A 16,857-nucleotide genomic window follows, 5' to 3' on the forward strand; every position below is an offset into this window, starting at 1 on the left:
CCCATATGGATGTGACGAGGTTTCACCCGAAAAAGGAATCAGGCTTCTCATGGGCGAACTGGCCAAAGAAATCCTCCCGGTCAATATCGAAGACGAGCTGAAACAGTCCTACCTCGACTACGCGATGAGCGTAATTGTCGGTCGGGCACTGCCTGATGCGCGCGATGGCTTGAAGCCCGTGCACCGGCGTGTGCTGTTCGCGATGAGCGAGCTGGGTAACGACTGGAACAAGCCGTACAAGAAATCTGCCCGTGTTGTCGGTGACGTGATCGGTAAGTATCACCCTCACGGCGACACTGCGGTGTACGACACCATCGTACGTATGGCCCAGCCGTTTTCCCTGCGCTACCTGCTGGTAGACGGCCAGGGTAACTTCGGTTCCGTCGACGGCGACAACGCCGCTGCCATGCGATACACCGAAGTGCGCATGACCAAGCTGGCGCATGAGCTGCTGGCTGACCTGCACAAAGAAACCGTGGACTGGGTGCCTAACTACGACGGCACCGAAATGATCCCGGCTGTCATGCCTACCCGGATCCCCAACCTGCTGGTCAACGGTTCCAGCGGTATCGCCGTGGGCATGGCGACCAACATCCCGCCGCACAACCTCGGTGAAGTCATCGACGGTTGCCTGGCCCTCATCGACAACCCTGAGCTGACCGTCGATGAGTTGATGCAGTACATCCCGGGTCCGGACTTCCCGACCGCCGCGATCATCAACGGTCGCGCCGGCATCATCGAAGCCTATCGCACCGGCCGTGGCCGCATTTACATGCGCGCCCGCTCGATGATCGAAGACATCGACAAGGTCGGTGGCCGTCAGCAAATCGTCATCACCGAGCTCCCTTACCAGTTGAACAAGGCGCGTCTGATCGAAAAGATCGCCGAGCTGGTTAAAGAGAAGAAACTCGAAGGCATCACCGAGCTGCGCGACGAATCCGACAAAGACGGTATGCGCGTAGTGATCGAGCTGCGTCGTGGCGAAGTGCCTGAGGTGATCCTCAACAACCTCTATGCCCAGACCCAGCTGCAAAGCGTGTTTGGTATCAACGTGGTTGCCCTGATCGACGGCCGCCCGCGCATCCTGAACCTCAAGGATCTGCTGGAAGCCTTCGTGCGTCACCGTCGCGAAGTAGTGACCCGCCGCACCGTATTCGAACTGCGCAAGGCCCGCGAGCGTGGCCACATTCTGGAAGGCCAGGCGGTTGCGCTGTCGAACATCGACCCGGTTATCGCCCTGATCAAAGCCTCGCCGACACCATCGGAAGCGAAAGAAGCGCTGATCAAGATGCCGTGGGAATCCAGCGCCGTCGTGGCGATGGTTGAACGTGCCGGTGCTGACTCGTGCCGCCCGGAGACACTGGACCCGCAATACGGTCTGCGTGACGGCAAGTACTTCCTGTCGCCGGAACAGGCCCAGGCTATCCTGGAACTGCGCCTGCACCGTCTGACCGGCCTTGAGCACGAGAAGCTGCTGGCCGAGTACCAGGAAATTCTCAACCAGATCGGCGAGTTGATCCGCATCCTCAACAGCGCCGTGCGCCTGATGGAAGTGATCCGCGAAGAACTGGAAGTAATCCGCGCCGAATACGGCGACGTGCGCCGCACCGAAATCCTCGATGCCCGTCTCGATCTGACCCTGGGTGACATGATCCCGGAAGAAGAACGCGTGGTTACGATCTCCCACGGCGGCTATGCCAAGACCCAGCCATTGGCTGCTTACCAGGCCCAGCGTCGCGGCGGTAAAGGTAAATCGGCTACTGGCGTGAAGGATGAGGACTACATCGCTCACCTGCTGGTCGCCAACAGCCACACCACGCTGCTGCTGTTCTCCAGCAAGGGCAAGGTGTACTGGCTCAAAACCTACGAAATTCCGGAAGCGTCCCGCGCCGCCCGTGGTCGTCCGCTGGTCAACCTGCTGCCGCTGGACAGTGATGAATACATCACCACCATGCTGCCGGTAGACGAATACACCGAAGGTCACTTCATCTTCATGGCAACTGCCAAAGGCACCGTGAAGAAGACCCCGCTCGAATCCTTCAGCCGCCAGCGCAGCGTGGGCCTGATCGCCCTGGAGCTGGACGAAGGCGACGTATTGATCAGCGCGGCCATCACCGACGGCGAGCGTGAAGTCATGCTGTTCTCCGACGGCGGCAAGGTTACGCGCTTCAAGGAATCCGACGTTCGTGCCATGGGCCGTACCGCCCGCGGTGTGCGCGGCATGCGTCTGCCGGAAGGGCAGAAGCTGATTTCGATGCTGATCCCGGAAGAAGGCAGCCAGATCCTCACCGCTTCGGCGCGTGGTTATGGCAAGCGTACGGCCATCGGCGAGTTCCCGGAGTACAAGCGTGGTGGCCAGGGCGTTATTGCCATGGTCAGCAACGATCGCAACGGCCGTCTGGTCGGCGCGGTACAGGTGCTCGACGGCGAGGAGATCATGCTGATTTCCGACCAGGGCACCCTGGTACGTACCCGTGTGGCTGAAGTGTCGAGCCTGGGTCGCAACACCCAAGGCGTGACGCTCATCAAGCTGGCCAGCGACGAGACACTGGTAGGCCTGGAGCGTGTCCAGGAACCATCGGAAGTTGAAGGCGAAGAGCTGGACGAGGCCGATGCCGAGTTCGCAGGTGAGGTCATGGCGAGTGGCGATGATATCGTCGACGAGCCAACCCTCGATGCTGCCGCAGACGAAGAAGAACCGCAGGAATAAGCGGACACAAAGGGGGCGGATGAAGATTCGCCCCCTTGTTGTTTGTCCCTTGTGAAATATTGAAATCCCGATTTATTGCACCACCCCACCAGATCAGAGTGAGATTGGATGTGAGCAAGAGAGCCTATAACTTCTGTGCCGGCCCCGCGGCGCTTCCTGAAGCAGTCCTGCAGCGTGCGCAGGGTGAACTCCTCGACTGGCATGGAAAAGGCCTCTCCGTGATGGAAATGAGCCATCGCAGCGATGAGTTCGTATCCATTGCTACCAAGGCCGAGCAGGATCTGCGCGACTTGCTGGACATTCCATCCAATTACAAAGTGCTGTTCCTGCAGGGTGGCGCGAGCCAGCAGTTCGCCCAGATCCCGCTGAACCTGCTGCCGGAAGACGGCACTGCCGACTACATCGACACCGGTATCTGGGGGCAGAAGGCTATTGAAGAGGCCTCGCGCTACGGTCACGTCAACGTTGCCGGCACCGCAAAGCCCTACGACTACTTCGCCATCCCAGGTCAGAACGAATGGAAGCTGTCGAAGGATGCGGCCTACGTGCACTACGTCGCGAACGAAACCATTGGCGGCCTGGAGTTCGACTGGGTGCCGGAAGTCGGCGACGTTCCGCTGGTGTGCGACATGTCCTCGGACATCCTCTCGCGTCCTATCGATGTGTCCAAGTACGGCATGATCTATGCCGGCGCGCAGAAGAACATCGGTCCAAGTGGCATCCTGGTTAACATCGTTCGTGAAGACCTGCTGGGCCGCGCCCGTTCGCTGTGCCCGACCATGCTCAACTACAAGGTCGCAGCCGACAACGGATCGATGTACAACACCCCGCCGGCGTTCTCCTGGTACCTGTCCGGCCTGGTATTCGAGTGGCTGAAAGAGCAGGGCGGTGTCGCCGCCATGGGCAAGCTCAACGAAGAGAAGAAGCGCACCCTGTACGACTTCATTGACGCCAGCGGCCTGTATAGCAACCCCATCAATCCAAGCGACCGCTCGTGGATGAACGTGCCGTTCCGCCTGGCTGACGACCGTCTGGACAAACCATTCCTGGCCGGTGCCGACGCGCGCGGCCTGTTGAACCTCAAGGGCCACCGTTCGGTGGGTGGCATGCGCGCCTCCATCTATAACGCTGTCGACATTCACGCGATCAATGCGCTGGTTGCCTACATGGCAGAGTTCGAAAAGGAACACGGCTAATGTCTGAACAAGAGCTCAAGGCCCTGCGTGTACGCATTGACAGCCTGGATGAGAAAGTCCTGGAACTGATCAGTGAACGTGCGCGGTGCGCCCAGGAAGTGGCACGGGTGAAGATGGCGTCCCTCGCTGAAGGCGAAGTGCCGGTGTTCTACCGCCCCGAGCGTGAAGCTCAGGTGCTCAAACGCGTGATGGAGCGTAACAAGGGGCCGCTGGGCAACGAAGAGATGGCGCGGTTGTTCCGTGAAATCATGTCGTCGTGCCTCGCGCTTGAGCAGCCGCTGAAGGTTGCTTATCTCGGTCCTGAGGGTACGTTTACCCAGGCGGCGGCCATGAAGCACTTCGGCCACGCTGTGATCAGCAAGCCGATGGCGGCCATCGACGAAGTGTTCCGTGAAGTGGCGGCCGGTGCGGTGAATTTTGGCGTGGTGCCAGTGGAAAACTCCACTGAAGGCGCGGTCAACCACACCCTGGACAGCTTCCTTGAGCACGACATGGTGATCTGCGGCGAAGTCGAGCTGCGTATCCACCATCACCTGCTGGTGGGCGAGAACACCAAGACCGACAGCATCAGCCGCATCTATTCCCACGCCCAGTCCCTGGCCCAGTGCCGAAAGTGGCTGGATGCCCACTACCCGAATGTCGAGCGCGTGGCGGTATCCAGCAACGCCGAAGCGGCCAAGCGTGTCAAAGGTGAGTGGAACTCGGCGGCGATTGCCGGTGATATGGCCGCAGGTCTTTATGGCTTGACGCGTCTAGCCGAAAAAATCGAGGACCGTCCGGACAACTCCACGCGCTTCCTGATGATCGGCAGCCAGGAAGTGCCGCCGACCGGCGACGACAAGACCTCGATCATCGTCTCGATGAGCAACAAGCCTGGCGCGCTGCATGAACTGCTGGTGCCGTTTCACGACAACGGGATTGACCTGACGCGCATCGAGACTCGTCCTTCGCGCAGCGGTAAATGGACGTACGTGTTCTTTATCGATTTCATCGGCCATCACCGCGACCCGCTGGTCAAAGGTGTGCTGGAGAAAATCAGTCAAGAGGCCGTGGCGCTCAAGGTGCTGGGCTCTTACCCGAAAGCGGTTTTGTGAGGCGTTAACATGAGTGGCAACTTCCTCGCCCTGGCTCAGCCGGGCGTGCAACAACTGTCGCCTTACGTTCCGGGCAAGCCTGTGGACGAGCTGGCGCGTGAGTTGAACCTGGATCCGTCGAAGATCGTCAAGCTGGCGAGCAACGAGAACCCGCTGGGCCCTAGCCCCAAAGTGCTGGCGGCGATTCGTGAGGAACTGACCGAGCTGACCCGTTACCCGGATGGCAACGGCTTCGCCCTGAAGTCGTTGTTGGCGGAAAAGTGCCGGGTCGATCTGAACCAAGTGACCCTGGGTAACGGCTCCAATGACATCCTTGAGCTGGTCGGTCGCGCTTACTTGGCGCCAGGCCTGAATGCGGTGTTCAGTGAACATGCGTTCGCGGTTTACCCGATTGTCACTCAGGCCGTCGGTGCTGACGCGCGCGTGATTCCTGCCAAGGATTGGGGGCATGACTTGCCAGCAATGCTGGCAGCAATCGACGCCCAGACCCGCGTCGTGTTCATCGCCAATCCGAATAACCCGACGGGTACCTGGTTCGATGAGCAGGCGCTCAACGAATTCCTGCAGGATGTGCCCGAGCACGTGCTGGTCGTGCTGGACGAGGCCTACATCGAATACGCAGAAGGCAGCGACCTGCCGGACGGCCTGGATTTCCTGGCGGCGTATCCGAACCTGCTGGTGTCGCGCACTTTCTCCAAGGCTTACGGCCTTGCTTCGCTGCGGGTTGGCTATGGTCTGTCCACGGCGGTGGTAGCTGATGTGCTGAACCGAGTACGCCAACCGTTCAACGTCAACAGCCTCGCCTTGGCGGCGGCTTGTGCGGCGGTGAAGGATGCCGAGTACCTGGAAGAAGGTCGGCGCATCAACGAAAACGGCATGCTGCAGTTGCAGGAAGGCTTGCGTGAGTTGGGCCTGGGCTGGATTCCGTCCAAGGGCAACTTTATTTGCGTCGACCTCGGCCAAGTGGCCGCGCCTGTTTTCCAGGGTCTGTTGCGCGAAGGTGTGATCGTGCGTCCGGTGGCTAACTACGGCATGCCCAACCACCTGCGCATCACCATCGGCTTGCCGGCTGAAAACAGCCGCTTCCTGGAAGCGCTGGCCAAGGTTCTGGCTCGTGGTTGATGTCACTGCATTGCAACCTGCTGTGCCTATGATCGGTCGCCTGGTGGTGGTCGGCCTGGGGTTGATCGGCGGCTCCTTCGCCAAAGGCCTGCGTGAAAGTGGGCTATGCGGTGAAGTGGTCGGCGTCGACCTGGACCCTCAATCGCGCAAGCTAGCGGTTGAGCTGGGCGTGGTGGATCGCTGTGAAGCGGACCTGGCGCTCGCGTGTCATGGCGCGGATGTGATCCAGCTAGCGGTACCGATCCTGGCCATGGAGAAGTTGCTGGCGTTGTTGGCGGGTATGGACTTGGGGCAGGCGATTCTCACGGATGTCGGCAGTGCCAAAGGCAATGTGGTGCGCGCGGCGCAACTTGCATTTGGCGGGATGCCCGCGCGCTTCGTACCGGGCCACCCGATTGCAGGTTCCGAGCAGAGCGGGGTGGAGGCGTCCAATGCGCAGTTGTTCCGTCGGCATAAAGTGATCCTGACGCCGTCGGAGCAAACCGATCCCGCTGCGTTGGCGGTGGTGGATCGTCTGTGGCGTGAGTTGGGGGCGGACGTCGAGCATATGCAAGTCGAGCGCCATGACGAAGTGCTAGCGGCAACCAGTCATTTACCGCATTTGCTGGCATTTGGTCTGGTGGACTCTTTGGCCAAGCGCAATGAGAACTTGGATATTTTCCGCTACGCAGCCGGTGGTTTCCGCGATTTCACGCGAATTGCCGGCAGCGACCCGGTGATGTGGCACGACATCTTTCTCGCCAATCGCGAAGCGGTGTTGCGTACTCTGGACACTTTCCGCAGTGATCTCGACGCCCTGCGCGATGCAGTGGATGCGGGTGATGGTCATCAATTGTTGGGCGTGTTCACCCGTGCGCGGGTGGCGCGTGAGCATTTCAGCAAGATCCTGGCGCGCCGGGCCTATGTGGAAACCGCTGTGAGCGCCGACGAGTTGACCTTTGTCGCCAACCCGGGTGGCCGCCTGAGCGGACGCATCCGTGTGCCGGGCGATAAGTCGATTTCTCATCGGTCAATCATGTTGGGCTCATTGGCCGACGGCGTGACCGAGGTCGAAGGCTTCCTTGAGGGCGAAGATGCTCTGGCGACCTTGCAGGCGTTTCGTGACATGGGAGTGGTCATTGAAGGTCCGCACCATGGGCGCGTGACCATTCATGGCGTGGGCTTGAATGGCTTGAAGGCGGCGCCGGGGCCGATTTACCTGGGGAACTCGGGCACGTCCATGCGGCTGTTGTCCGGCTTGCTGGCAGCGCAAAGCTTTGACAGCGTGTTGACTGGCGATGCGTCGTTGTCCAAGCGCCCAATGAGCCGCGTGGCCAAGCCGCTGCGGGAGATGGGCGCAGTGATCGAAACCGGGCCGCAAGGACGTCCACCGCTGACCATTCGTGGTGGGCAGTCGCTCAAAGGTTTGGACTATGTGTTGCCGATGGCCAGCGCCCAGGTCAAATCCTGTTTGTTGCTGGCCGGGCTATACGCCAAAGGCAAGACCGCAGTGACCGAGCCAGTACCTACTCGCGATCATACCGAGCGCATGTTGCGCGGTTTTGGCTATCCCGTGAGGGTGCAGGGTGCTACCGCAGCGGTTGAGTCGGGTCATACGCTGACTGCTACCCGTATTGAGGTGCCGGGGGATATTTCCTCGGCGGCGTTTTTTATGGTGGCTGCGTCGATTGCCGAGGGTTCCGAGTTATTGCTGGAACATGTCGGCATCAACCCTACCCGTACCGGGGTGATTGATATCCTGCGGCTGATGGGGGCAGATATCAGCCTGGAGCACCAGCGCGAAGTCGGTGGAGAACCTGTCGCAGACCTGCGTGTGCGTGCTGCGGTTCTGAAGGGTATCGAGATCCCGGAAGCGCTCGTGCCGTTGGCCATCGATGAGTTTCCGGTGTTGTTTATTGCGGCGGCCTGCGCTGAAGGTCGGACCGTTTTGCGTGGGGCTCAGGAGTTGCGCGTGAAGGAGTCCGACCGTATCCAGGTGATGGCCGACGGTCTGCTCACGCTAGGCGTGAAGTGTGAAGCTACCCCTGATGGGATTATCATTGACGGTGGCCTGATGGGCGGTGGTGAAGTCCATGCCCATGGTGATCACCGGATTGCCATGGCGTTCAGCGTAGCGTCCCTGCGGGCGACTGCGCCGATCCGTATCCGCGACTGCGCCAATGTTGCTACGTCCTTTCCGAATTTTCTTACACTGTGTGCCCAAGTCGGCATCCGTGTTGCCCAAGAGGCTCAATTGTGAATATCAAAGCACCGGTGATTACCATCGACGGGCCAAGCGGCTCGGGCAAAGGCACCATCGCCGGCATCCTGGCCAAGCGCCTGGGTTGGTGTCTGCTGGATTCCGGCGCGCTGTACCGGTTGCTGGCGTTTGCCGCACGCAACCATGGCGTAGACCTGACCAATGAAGAGTCCCTGAAGCTGCTGGCGGCGCACCTAGATGTGCAGTTCGTCGGGGCGACGGAAGGTCATCCCCAGCGCATCATCCTGGAAGGGGATGATGTGACGGATGATTTGCGTAACGAGCAAGTCGGTTCCTGGGCATCCCAGGTTGCCGCGCTCCCAGCTGTGCGTGACGCGTTACTGCAGCGACAGCGGGCTTTTCAGGAGCCGCCGGGCCTTGTGGCCGATGGTCGCGACATGGGTACCGTGGTGTTTCCCGAGGCACCGCTGAAGATTTTCCTGACGGCCAGCGCCGAGGAACGAGCTCGCCGGCGCTACTTGCAGTTGAAGGGCAAAGTCGATGGTGTTAGTCTGTCGAGTCTGCTAGATGAGATCCGTGCACGCGATGAGCGTGATACCCAGCGTGTAGTAGCCCCGCTAAAGCCGGCGGCTGATGCCATACAGTTGGATTCCACGGAGTTGTCCATCGAGCAGGTGCTGGAACGCATCTTGAGTGAAATCGCCATTCGCGATATCACCGGGTGATCAAGAAGGCCGCAGGGGACCAGTCATAGTCCTGCGGTGGCTTCTTTTAACTGAAACTGACCCACGCCGTCTGGGGTGTGGAGATGGGCGTATTCTTCGCCCTTATCAACAGGAATTAAAATGAGCGAAAGCTTTGCGGAACTCTTTGAAGAAAGCCTAAAAACCCTGAACCTTCAGGCAGGCTCCATCATCACCGGTGTTATCGTTGATATCGATTACCAAGCTCGCTGGGTAACCGTTCACGCTGGTCTGAAGTCTGAAGCTCTGATCCCGCTGGAACAGTTCTACAACGATGCTGGCGATCTGACAATCAATGTCGGTGACGAAGTTCACGTTGCTCTGGACTCGGTTGAAGACGGTTTCGGTGAAACCAAGCTGTCCCGTGAAAAAGCCAAGCGCGCTGAATGCTGGATTGTTCTCGAAGCAGCCTTCGCAGCTGAAGAAGTGGTCAAGGGCGTTATCAACGGTAAGGTTAAAGGCGGCTTCACTGTCGACGTTAACGGCATCCGTGCGTTCCTGCCAGGTTCTTTGGTCGACGTTCGTCCTGTGCGCGACACCACGCACCTGGAAGGCAAAGAACTCGAATTCAAGGTCATCAAACTCGACCAGAAACGCAACAACGTTGTCGTTTCCCGTCGCAGCGTTCTGGAAGCAGAGAACTCCGCCGAGCGTGAAGCTCTGCTGGAATCCCTGCAGGAAGGCCAACAAGTCAAAGGTATCGTCAAAAACCTCACCGATTACGGCGCATTCGTCGATCTGGGTGGCGTCGATGGCCTGCTGCACATTACCGATATGGCTTGGAAGCGTATCAAGCATCCTTCCGAAATCGTCAACGTTGGCGACGAGATCGATGTAAAGGTTCTGAAGTACGATCGTGAGCGTAACCGCGTTTCCCTGGGCTTGAAGCAGCTGGGCGAAGATCCATGGGTTGCTATCAAAGCTCGCTACCCAGAAAGCACTCGCGTTACCGCGCGTGTTACCAACCTGACCGACTACGGCTGCTTCGCTGAGCTGGAAGAAGGCGTGGAAGGCCTGGTACACGTTTCCGAAATGGACTGGACCAACAAGAACATCCATCCTTCGAAAGTCGTACAAGTCGGCGACGAAGTGGAAGTTATGGTTCTGGACATCGACGAAGAGCGTCGTCGTATCTCCCTGGGCATCAAGCAGTGCAAATCTAACCCATGGGAAGATTTCTCTGGTCAGTTCAACAAGGGCGATAAAATCTCCGGCACCATCAAGTCGATCACCGATTTCGGTATCTTCATTGGTCTGGACGGCGGCATCGACGGCCTGGTTCACCTGTCCGACATCTCCTGGAACGAAGTTGGCGAAGAAGCTGTTCGTCGTTTCAAGAAGGGCGACGAGCTGGACACCGTTATCCTGTCGGTTGACCCAGAGCGTGAGCGTATCTCCCTGGGTATCAAGCAACTGGAAAGCGATCCGTTCTCCGAGTACGTTCAAGAGAACGACAAAGGCGCAATCGTTAAAGGCACTGTGAAAGAAGTTGACGCCAAAGGCGCAATCATCGTTCTGGCCGACGATATCGAAGCGACTCTGAAAGCCTCCGAAATCAGCCGTGACCGCGTTGAAGACGCGCGCAACGTTCTGAAAGAAGGCCAGGAAGTAGAAGCCAAGATCATCAGCGTTGATCGCAAGAGCCGCGTGATCCAACTCTCCATCAAGTCGAAAGATGAAGTGGAAGAGAAAGAAGCAATCCAGAGCCTGAAATCGGCTCCGGAAGCTGCAACCGGCGAGACCACTATGGCCTCCCTGCTGCGCGAAGCAATGGCTAAGCAGAACTAAGTTCTGTAACGCTATAAAAAGGGCGACTTCGGTCGCCCTTTTTTGTGCCTGGAATTTGTTGATTTAACAAACGAGAACCAAGGCGCGCGGCTCAGTGTCAGAGTCACTATAGCCTTGAAAAAAGCTCGCCCGGAATAAGGATCTCAATGAACAAGCTTGTCGTGATGCTCGCATTGGTAATGCTTGTCGGCTGCTCTGTCACTAGCGCTAAAACTCACGCCAGGCGCGGTGTCAGCGGCATCGAGGTCGATTGCTCTGGCCTTGGTAATCATTGGGATAAGTGCGAACAGCGCGCCGCTCGTGAATGCAAGATGCAGGGCTACAAGGTTATCACCCGGTCAAGCGACGCCAAGGATGAAGAGGGTGACTATTTTTTCGGCTGGAACCCGGCTGGAGCTGTCACCCGCACGATGCTTGTGATCTGCAATTAGACGCGTTACTTGTTCGATACTTATGTTTATTCAGCCAGGAGATAAGTTGAAACATGGGCTGTTCAAATTCATCAAGTCATGCTAAAACCTTCGAAGCGCTTTTCCTAGCTGCTTGAAAAAGAAGGGAAAAATATGACGAAGTCGGAGTTGATCGAACGAATTGTCACCCACCAAGGGCTGCTCTCATCCAAAGATGTTGAGTTGGCTATCAAGACCATGCTTGAGCAAATGTCCCAGTGCCTGGCCACTGGGGATCGTATTGAGATTCGTGGGTTCGGGAGCTTTTCGCTGCACTATCGTGCGCCTCGTGTAGGTCGTAATCCAAAGACGGGCCAGTCAGTCAGCCTTGATGGGAAATTCGTGCCTCACTTCAAGCCGGGCAAGGAGTTGAGGGATAGGGTGAATGAAGACGAGGAAGACGGCGTCTGACTCGGCTATCTATTGTTATGGAGGCGAACGCTATGGCTAGAATATTACGGATTCTTTTAGGTGTGGTCTTAATGGTCATTACCTTTGCAGTCGTTGGGTTTGTTTTGGAAAATCAGCAGGCTGTTGTGCTCTCATTCTTTGGTTGGTCGACCGGTGAGGCTCCAGTAGCCGTGTTTGTTGTATTTGCTTTGATTATCGGCATGTTAATCGGCCCATTCTTAGGATTGTTTAAGCGGAGCGTTGCGCAGCGTGACCTTGGTACGGCCAAGCACTTATGAGGGGGGACGCGGAGTGTCCTTCGGTATGTGGCTGGCATCTTAGCTGATCCTGAGCTTAAGCCATCTGGAAGTAGCTGGTTGTTAATTGGTTTGAATGGGCCCGTCATCCTCAAATTTTACGCGCTCTAGCCTCTCCCTGTTCCCATTTGCGTACGGTGCACTGCCGTAATTTTCGCTATAGCTGCTCAGATAATTCTTACAGTAAGTTCAGAACTTTTGCGAATGTAGTTGCTCTGTGTTGAATAAAAGGTTTTGCACTATAATAATTGGCCTTCTCAGAGTAATCGGAGCTGAGTCCAGTTATTGATCTGCACAGTTTTCAATTTTATCGGGTTGGCATTTCTCTGGTAACGAATGAATCACTGCTGCTGGCTGAACTGGCAGGTTGTCAAAATTGAAGCCCTGCTCCTTGAGGTCACTCACGGGCGCCTGTTCTCTCGCTGTTGCGTCAGTGAGTGGGGCTGAGTGGCAGGGCATGGCAATGACGAGCGCTCAGCATCGAATCTTCAAGACCCAGTGCTATGACCTGGTGTGCTCAATATCATGAAAAGCCTGCCAGAGTCAGTAAGTTGAGAACTATATGATAGGAACAAGGCTAGTTAATTCAGATTTTATGAGTAGGTGGGCCACTGCTGTCTGCGAATGGATTATGAAAGTAATAGCTGAGTACTACACTGGAGTGCTATTGACTCACTCAACGATGAGCGAAATTCATACAATTACGTACTTACCGATCCACGGCAGGTCTGTGTGAAATACTTATGTTATATACTCGGTGTCTTAATTGTCTTCCCGTTGAAGATTTTAAGCGTTGGTAGTGTGAACTATAAGTTTGATGAGATTTTGCTTGTATTCATTTTTGTTATTTTATTTTGTACTCGAGGCATAGCGTTTAGACCGCTGGTATATTGTGGTCTTATATTTCTATACTTAGCTTATGGTGCTCTGGCTATATTGGATAGCGGTCTTGTTATTAATTATCAGGTTTATTTTCGCCTGCTTCAGATCGTATTAATCATTGTTGTTGTGTCAATGATGTCTGACGGCGAAAGAGTGAAGATGCTTGACGGTATTGCCAGTTGGGGGCCAGTCTTCGCTTTATGTATAGTCTTCTATCTCATTTTTATACTCGACTATTCTTTTGATCTGCTGTTGGATAATCAGCAGTACTACAAAGACTTTTTTAATGGAAAAACCACTTTTTTAAGTGTGCATATAAATACCGTCGGTACGATTTTGCTGTTGTCGATCTATCTTAACTTGTTAAAATTCCAGGTGACTAGAAATAAAGTATATGTTTTACTCTCTGCTTTTATGCTGTTGCCTTCGATAATGCTTTTGTCCAAGGGAGACCCGCTTGCCATTTTAATAGCTCTCGTCTTTTTTTGTTTTTCGAAATTAAAGATGTCGTATTTGTTTTTTGTGTGTTTGGCAGTTGGTGGCTTAATAGCGGGCTATGGCTTAAATCTTGCTAAATTTGATTCGACACGAGAAGCCCTGTATAGCACGGCATTGCAAGCATTTATTAGTAATCCACATGGATATGGGATTGGTACAGAGCGCCAAGTAATATTCGCTTCCTCTGGGATAAATTATCCTGCGCATAATTTTTTATTAAGTGCCGCGCTAGAGACTGGGGTCCTAGGCGTTATTTTTTTTCTGGCGTTGATTCTTTACAGCTATCTGAGAAACAAAGATTCGGTGGCGAGGGCTTTTTTAATAGCGTTTGTCGTAGTCGGCTCGTTTGGAAATGTTATGTATTTTTATAAATACCATTTTGTATTTTTTATTATAATAAATGGTTTTTATGATCGGGCGTACTGTCAAGCCGTTGCGTTACGAGGTAAGGCTTCAGGCGCAATCGACACACATTAATTGAGGCGGCTAGTAATGGCTAAGGCTAAAATCGGGATTGTTATTGCTACGTTTAATAGTGGGCGTACGCTGCGCGAATGTTTAGATAGCATTCAGGCGCAAGATTTTAAAGATGTGGATTTGTATGTTCAGGATGGCGGTAGCACTGACGATACGCTGGCGATTTTAAGTGAATATAACTTCGTCCGATTCTCCAGCGAAAAAGACTCTGGAGTATATTGCGCCTGGAATAAAGCATTGAAGCAGGTGAGTGCTGAATGGATAGTGTTTATGGGCAGTGATGACTATTTCAGCTCTCCGTCCGCGTTATCCTCCGTGCTTGAATATCTTGACACCGCGGATCGGCAGGATTTGAGGTTGGTTTACGGTAGAAATATACTCGTCGATCAATCTGGCGGCTTGATTGATGAGGTTGGAGTTCCTTGGAGTGAGGCAAAAAATGATTTATCCAAGAGGATGACCATTCGTCATCCTGGTTGTTTTCATCATGTATCCTTGTTTGAGAAAATCGGCGGGTTTAATGAGAATTATAAGGTAATAGGTGACTATCATTTTATTTTACGCGCTCTCGTCGGTAGCGATGCAGGGTTCTATCCTTTCTCTATCGTGTCCCACCGAGTGGGAGGGCTCAGTAATAAGCCAAGCTTGATGATGTCGATCATTCGTGAAAATTTTAGGCTTCGAAAAGAGTTGGCATTAACTCCGTTGTATCTAGTTGACGGAATTTTCATAAAACGGTTGGTTATTTTTTTGATGAGCTGTGTTTTGGGTGATCGTGGAGTAATGAAACTGCTGTCCATTTATGGTGGGATTGTGAAGAAATGAAAATCTGCTATGTGGTTCCTGCAATCGTCAATAAGGCCCCTATTCTAGTAGCCTTGCAATTGTGCGAGCAGATGCTTCGTCGTGGGCACGATGTCACCGTTCTTTATTTTGATGAGCGTGTCGATATAGGTTTTTTGGAAGGCGTAAGATTCGAGCGAGTGAGTTTTTATAAAAAATTTGATTTTTCGGGTTATGACATAGTTCATTCCCATCTCTTGAGGGCTGATGCATTTGTATTTAAAAATAAATCATTCTTTTCGAGTGTTCGCTACGTGAGTACGCTGCATAATTACGTAGAGAAGGAGCTTTATTTTCATTACAATAAATTTGTTTCCGTTGTGTTTAGTTTCGTTTGGAATGTTTGCTGGACGAGGCATGACCGCCTTGTCGTGTTAAGTGATCATTCTATGCAGTACTACTCTAGGTTTTCATATAACAAAAAACTATCTCGGGTCTACAATGGTAGAGATATCGTTGTTAATTATGAATTGATCGAAGATTGGTGTGCCGCTGAAATAAATAAGCTGAAAAACAAGGTTGATTTTTTATTAGGTACGTACTGTGTGCTCACCGCAACAAAAGGTGTCGATCAGTTAGTGAGATTGTTGGCTCTTAATACTAGGCTGGGGCTTGTGGTTATTGGTGACGGTCCAGAGAAAAATATCTTACAGGATCTTAGTGTTTCTCTAGGCGTCGATAGTCGCTGTGTTTTTATTTCATCAATCCCCTATGCACATCAGTGCAATGTTTTTTTTGATATATTTGCGATGCCTTCTCGTTCTGAAGGCTTTGGGCTTGCTCTGATTGAAGCGGCTCTCCACTCAAAGAAAATAGTGTGCTCTGATATTCCAATCTTTCGCGAGCTTTTTGATGAGGATGCGGTATCTTTTTTTGAACTAGACGATATTGTCGGTCTTAATGCTGCGGTTGTGCAAAGTTTGGCCGAAGAGTCAAAAGGCTCGGTTGTTCTGAGTGTTGCTTGTGAAAAATATAGTTCTTTTACAATGGCATCGAACTATCTTGAAGTTTATGAGGAGCTAATGCGTGGCTAATGTCAAAGTTCTAGTTACAGGTGGGTCCGGTTTTATAGGGACTAACTTGGTGTGTCGGTTAAAGATATTAGGGTATAAGGTTATAAGTTTGGATGTGGCTCAGCCCAGAAATCTAGATAATCTTGATGTTCATCTCTGCTGCGATATTTGCGATGTGGATAGTGTCAGAGAGGCTTTTGATTCGTTTAAGCCGGATTATGTCTTTCACCTCGCAGCACGTACAGATCTCCGGGGCAAAAGTTTGGACGATTATCCCGAAAACATTGTAGGTGTCGAGAACTTGTGCTCGGTACTGTCTTCGGTGGACTACGTTAAGCATGCAGTCTTCGCTTCCAGTATGTTGGTTTGTAAAGCAGGTCACATACCATCGTCAATAGAAGATGTTTCTCCAACTACAGTTTATGGGAAGAGTAAGGTCCAAGGGGAGTGCATTGTCAAGAAATGGATCGATCGCATCCCTAGATGTTCTATTGTAAGGCCTACATCTATTTGGGGGCCTTGGTTCGGAGAGCCGTACCGTAACTTCTTCGACATAGTGCTTGCTGGTCGATATATTAGAATTGGAAAAAAATCAAGTACAAAGACGTATGGGTATGTCGAGAATTGCGTAAATCAGATGATTTCAATTTCTCAGCAGCCAAATAATGCGGTCGAATATTATTACATAGGTGATGCAAAGCCTTTGAATGTAGATGAATGGAGTTTGAGTATCGCATCGCTTGCAGGCGTTAGACGTCCAGTTAAAGCACCGATGTTTTTTTTCTATTTCTTGGCGTTGATTGGTGACGTTTGTAACTCAGTAGGATTGAGATTTCCGTTTACTAGTTTTCGTCTGAAGAATATGACAACTGATAATGTCGTCGATTGTTCTCCAGCCGAGAAGTCAAATTCTTATCCTGTTGTGGATAAGCAGGAAGGTATTAAAAAGACGCTGTCATGGCTAAAGAATTCCTCGGCCAATTAATAACTTAGCTGGCCGATATTGCGCTGGGTTACGTTCTAAGATTCGTTCATGTTTTTGGTTTTCTGAATGTTTATAGCGTCTTTATCCAGCGCCTGAGTATGGGCTGGTTTGATCGTCGAATAACGAAACTTTACTGTGCTTGCGCCGGAG

14 protein-coding genes are annotated in these 16,857 nt (G+C 53.3%); all 14 read left to right on the top strand.

Features of this window, described 5'->3' with window-relative positions:
- Positions 1 to 49: 49 nt before the first annotated feature.
- Positions 50 to 2,710: a DNA gyrase subunit A gene (gene gyrA / locus AOA61_RS07185; protein WP_095184190.1), complete on the top strand. Its 2,661-nt coding sequence runs from the start codon at positions 50 to 52 to the stop codon at positions 2,708 to 2,710.
- Positions 2,711 to 2,820: 110 nt separating this feature from the next.
- Positions 2,821 to 3,906: a 3-phosphoserine/phosphohydroxythreonine transaminase gene (serC, locus tag AOA61_RS07190; protein WP_095184191.1), complete on the top strand. Its 1,086-nt coding sequence runs from the start codon at positions 2,821 to 2,823 to the stop codon at positions 3,904 to 3,906.
- Positions 3,906 to 5,000: a prephenate dehydratase gene (gene pheA, locus AOA61_RS07195; RefSeq protein ID WP_003172650.1), complete on the top strand. Its 1,095-nt coding sequence runs from the start codon at positions 3,906 to 3,908 to the stop codon at positions 4,998 to 5,000. The genes serC and pheA overlap by 1 nt, the downstream gene beginning before the upstream one ends.
- A gap of 9 nt (positions 5,001 to 5,009) precedes the next feature.
- Positions 5,010 to 6,122, top strand: coding sequence for a histidinol-phosphate transaminase (gene hisC / locus AOA61_RS07200; RefSeq protein ID WP_099601431.1), 1,113 nt, complete (start codon positions 5,010 to 5,012; stop codon positions 6,120 to 6,122).
- Positions 6,123 to 6,150: 28 nt separating this feature from the next.
- On the top strand, positions 6,151 to 8,361 hold the full coding sequence (locus tag AOA61_RS07205) for a bifunctional prephenate dehydrogenase/3-phosphoshikimate 1-carboxyvinyltransferase (protein WP_241150093.1): 2,211 nt from the start codon (positions 6,151 to 6,153) through the stop codon (positions 8,359 to 8,361).
- Positions 8,358 to 9,047, top strand: coding sequence for a (d)CMP kinase (gene cmk, locus AOA61_RS07210; RefSeq protein ID WP_099601433.1), 690 nt, complete (start codon positions 8,358 to 8,360; stop codon positions 9,045 to 9,047). Before AOA61_RS07205 ends, cmk begins: the two co-directional genes overlap by 4 nt.
- 120 nt (positions 9,048 to 9,167) lie before the next feature.
- Positions 9,168 to 10,853 (top strand): 30S ribosomal protein S1, encoded by a 1,686-nt coding sequence (gene rpsA / locus AOA61_RS07215; protein WP_027604177.1) that lies wholly within the window; start codon positions 9,168 to 9,170, stop codon positions 10,851 to 10,853.
- 146 nt (positions 10,854 to 10,999) lie between these two features.
- The gene (locus AOA61_RS07220; protein WP_099601434.1) at positions 11,000 to 11,284 is read left to right on the top strand and encodes a hypothetical protein; all 285 of its coding nucleotides are present in this window, start codon (positions 11,000 to 11,002) and stop codon (positions 11,282 to 11,284) included.
- A 132-nt stretch (positions 11,285 to 11,416) separates the two neighbouring features.
- Entirely contained in the window at positions 11,417 to 11,713 is a 297-nt protein-coding gene (gene ihfB / locus AOA61_RS07225; RefSeq protein WP_032888918.1) for an integration host factor subunit beta, read from the top strand.
- Positions 11,714 to 11,745: 32 nt separating this feature from the next.
- Entirely contained in the window at positions 11,746 to 11,991 is a 246-nt protein-coding gene (locus AOA61_RS07230; RefSeq protein ID WP_099601435.1) for a lipopolysaccharide assembly protein LapA domain-containing protein, read from the top strand.
- Positions 11,992 to 12,810: 819 nt separating this feature from the next.
- Entirely contained in the window at positions 12,811 to 13,866 is a 1,056-nt protein-coding gene (locus AOA61_RS07235; protein WP_143521196.1) for a hypothetical protein, read from the top strand.
- Between the two features lie 15 nt (positions 13,867 to 13,881).
- Positions 13,882 to 14,691 (top strand): glycosyltransferase family 2 protein, encoded by an 810-nt coding sequence (locus AOA61_RS07240; RefSeq protein ID WP_099601437.1) that lies wholly within the window; start codon positions 13,882 to 13,884, stop codon positions 14,689 to 14,691.
- Positions 14,688 to 15,743, top strand: coding sequence for a glycosyltransferase family 4 protein (locus AOA61_RS07245; protein WP_099601438.1), 1,056 nt, complete (start codon positions 14,688 to 14,690; stop codon positions 15,741 to 15,743). Before AOA61_RS07240 ends, AOA61_RS07245 begins: the two co-directional genes overlap by 4 nt.
- Positions 15,736 to 16,707, top strand: coding sequence for an NAD(P)-dependent oxidoreductase (locus tag AOA61_RS07250; RefSeq protein WP_099601439.1), 972 nt, complete (start codon positions 15,736 to 15,738; stop codon positions 16,705 to 16,707). Before AOA61_RS07245 ends, AOA61_RS07250 begins: the two co-directional genes overlap by 8 nt.
- Positions 16,708 to 16,857 lie beyond the last annotated feature (150 nt).

This window comes from Pseudomonas sp. 2995-1 (genome assembly GCF_002742505.1).
In the GTDB taxonomy this organism is placed as follows: domain Bacteria; phylum Pseudomonadota; class Gammaproteobacteria; order Pseudomonadales; family Pseudomonadaceae; genus Aquipseudomonas; species Aquipseudomonas sivasensis.

Bases quoted from the DNA above. Each gene is read 5' to 3' on its own strand.
- AOA61_RS07205 (WP_241150093.1), top strand. From the start codon at position 6,151: ATGATCGGTCGCCTGGTGGTGGTCGGCCTGGGGTTGATCGGCGGCTCC.
- AOA61_RS07230 (WP_099601435.1), top strand. From the start codon at position 11,746: ATGGCTAGAATATTACGGATTCTTTTAGGTGTGGTCTTAATGGTCATT.
- AOA61_RS07220 (WP_099601434.1), top strand. From the start codon at position 11,000: ATGAACAAGCTTGTCGTGATGCTCGCATTGGTAATGCTTGTCGGCTGC.
- AOA61_RS07240 (WP_099601437.1), top strand. From the start codon at position 13,882: ATGGCTAAGGCTAAAATCGGGATTGTTATTGCTACGTTTAATAGTGGG.
- pheA (WP_003172650.1), top strand. From the start codon at position 3,906: ATGTCTGAACAAGAGCTCAAGGCCCTGCGTGTACGCATTGACAGCCTG.
- hisC (WP_099601431.1), top strand. From the start codon at position 5,010: ATGAGTGGCAACTTCCTCGCCCTGGCTCAGCCGGGCGTGCAACAACTG.
- ihfB (WP_032888918.1), top strand. From the start codon at position 11,417: ATGACGAAGTCGGAGTTGATCGAACGAATTGTCACCCACCAAGGGCTG.
- rpsA (WP_027604177.1), top strand. From the start codon at position 9,168: ATGAGCGAAAGCTTTGCGGAACTCTTTGAAGAAAGCCTAAAAACCCTG.
- AOA61_RS07245 (WP_099601438.1), top strand. From the start codon at position 14,688: ATGAAAATCTGCTATGTGGTTCCTGCAATCGTCAATAAGGCCCCTATT.
- gyrA (WP_095184190.1), top strand. From the start codon at position 50: ATGGGCGAACTGGCCAAAGAAATCCTCCCGGTCAATATCGAAGACGAG.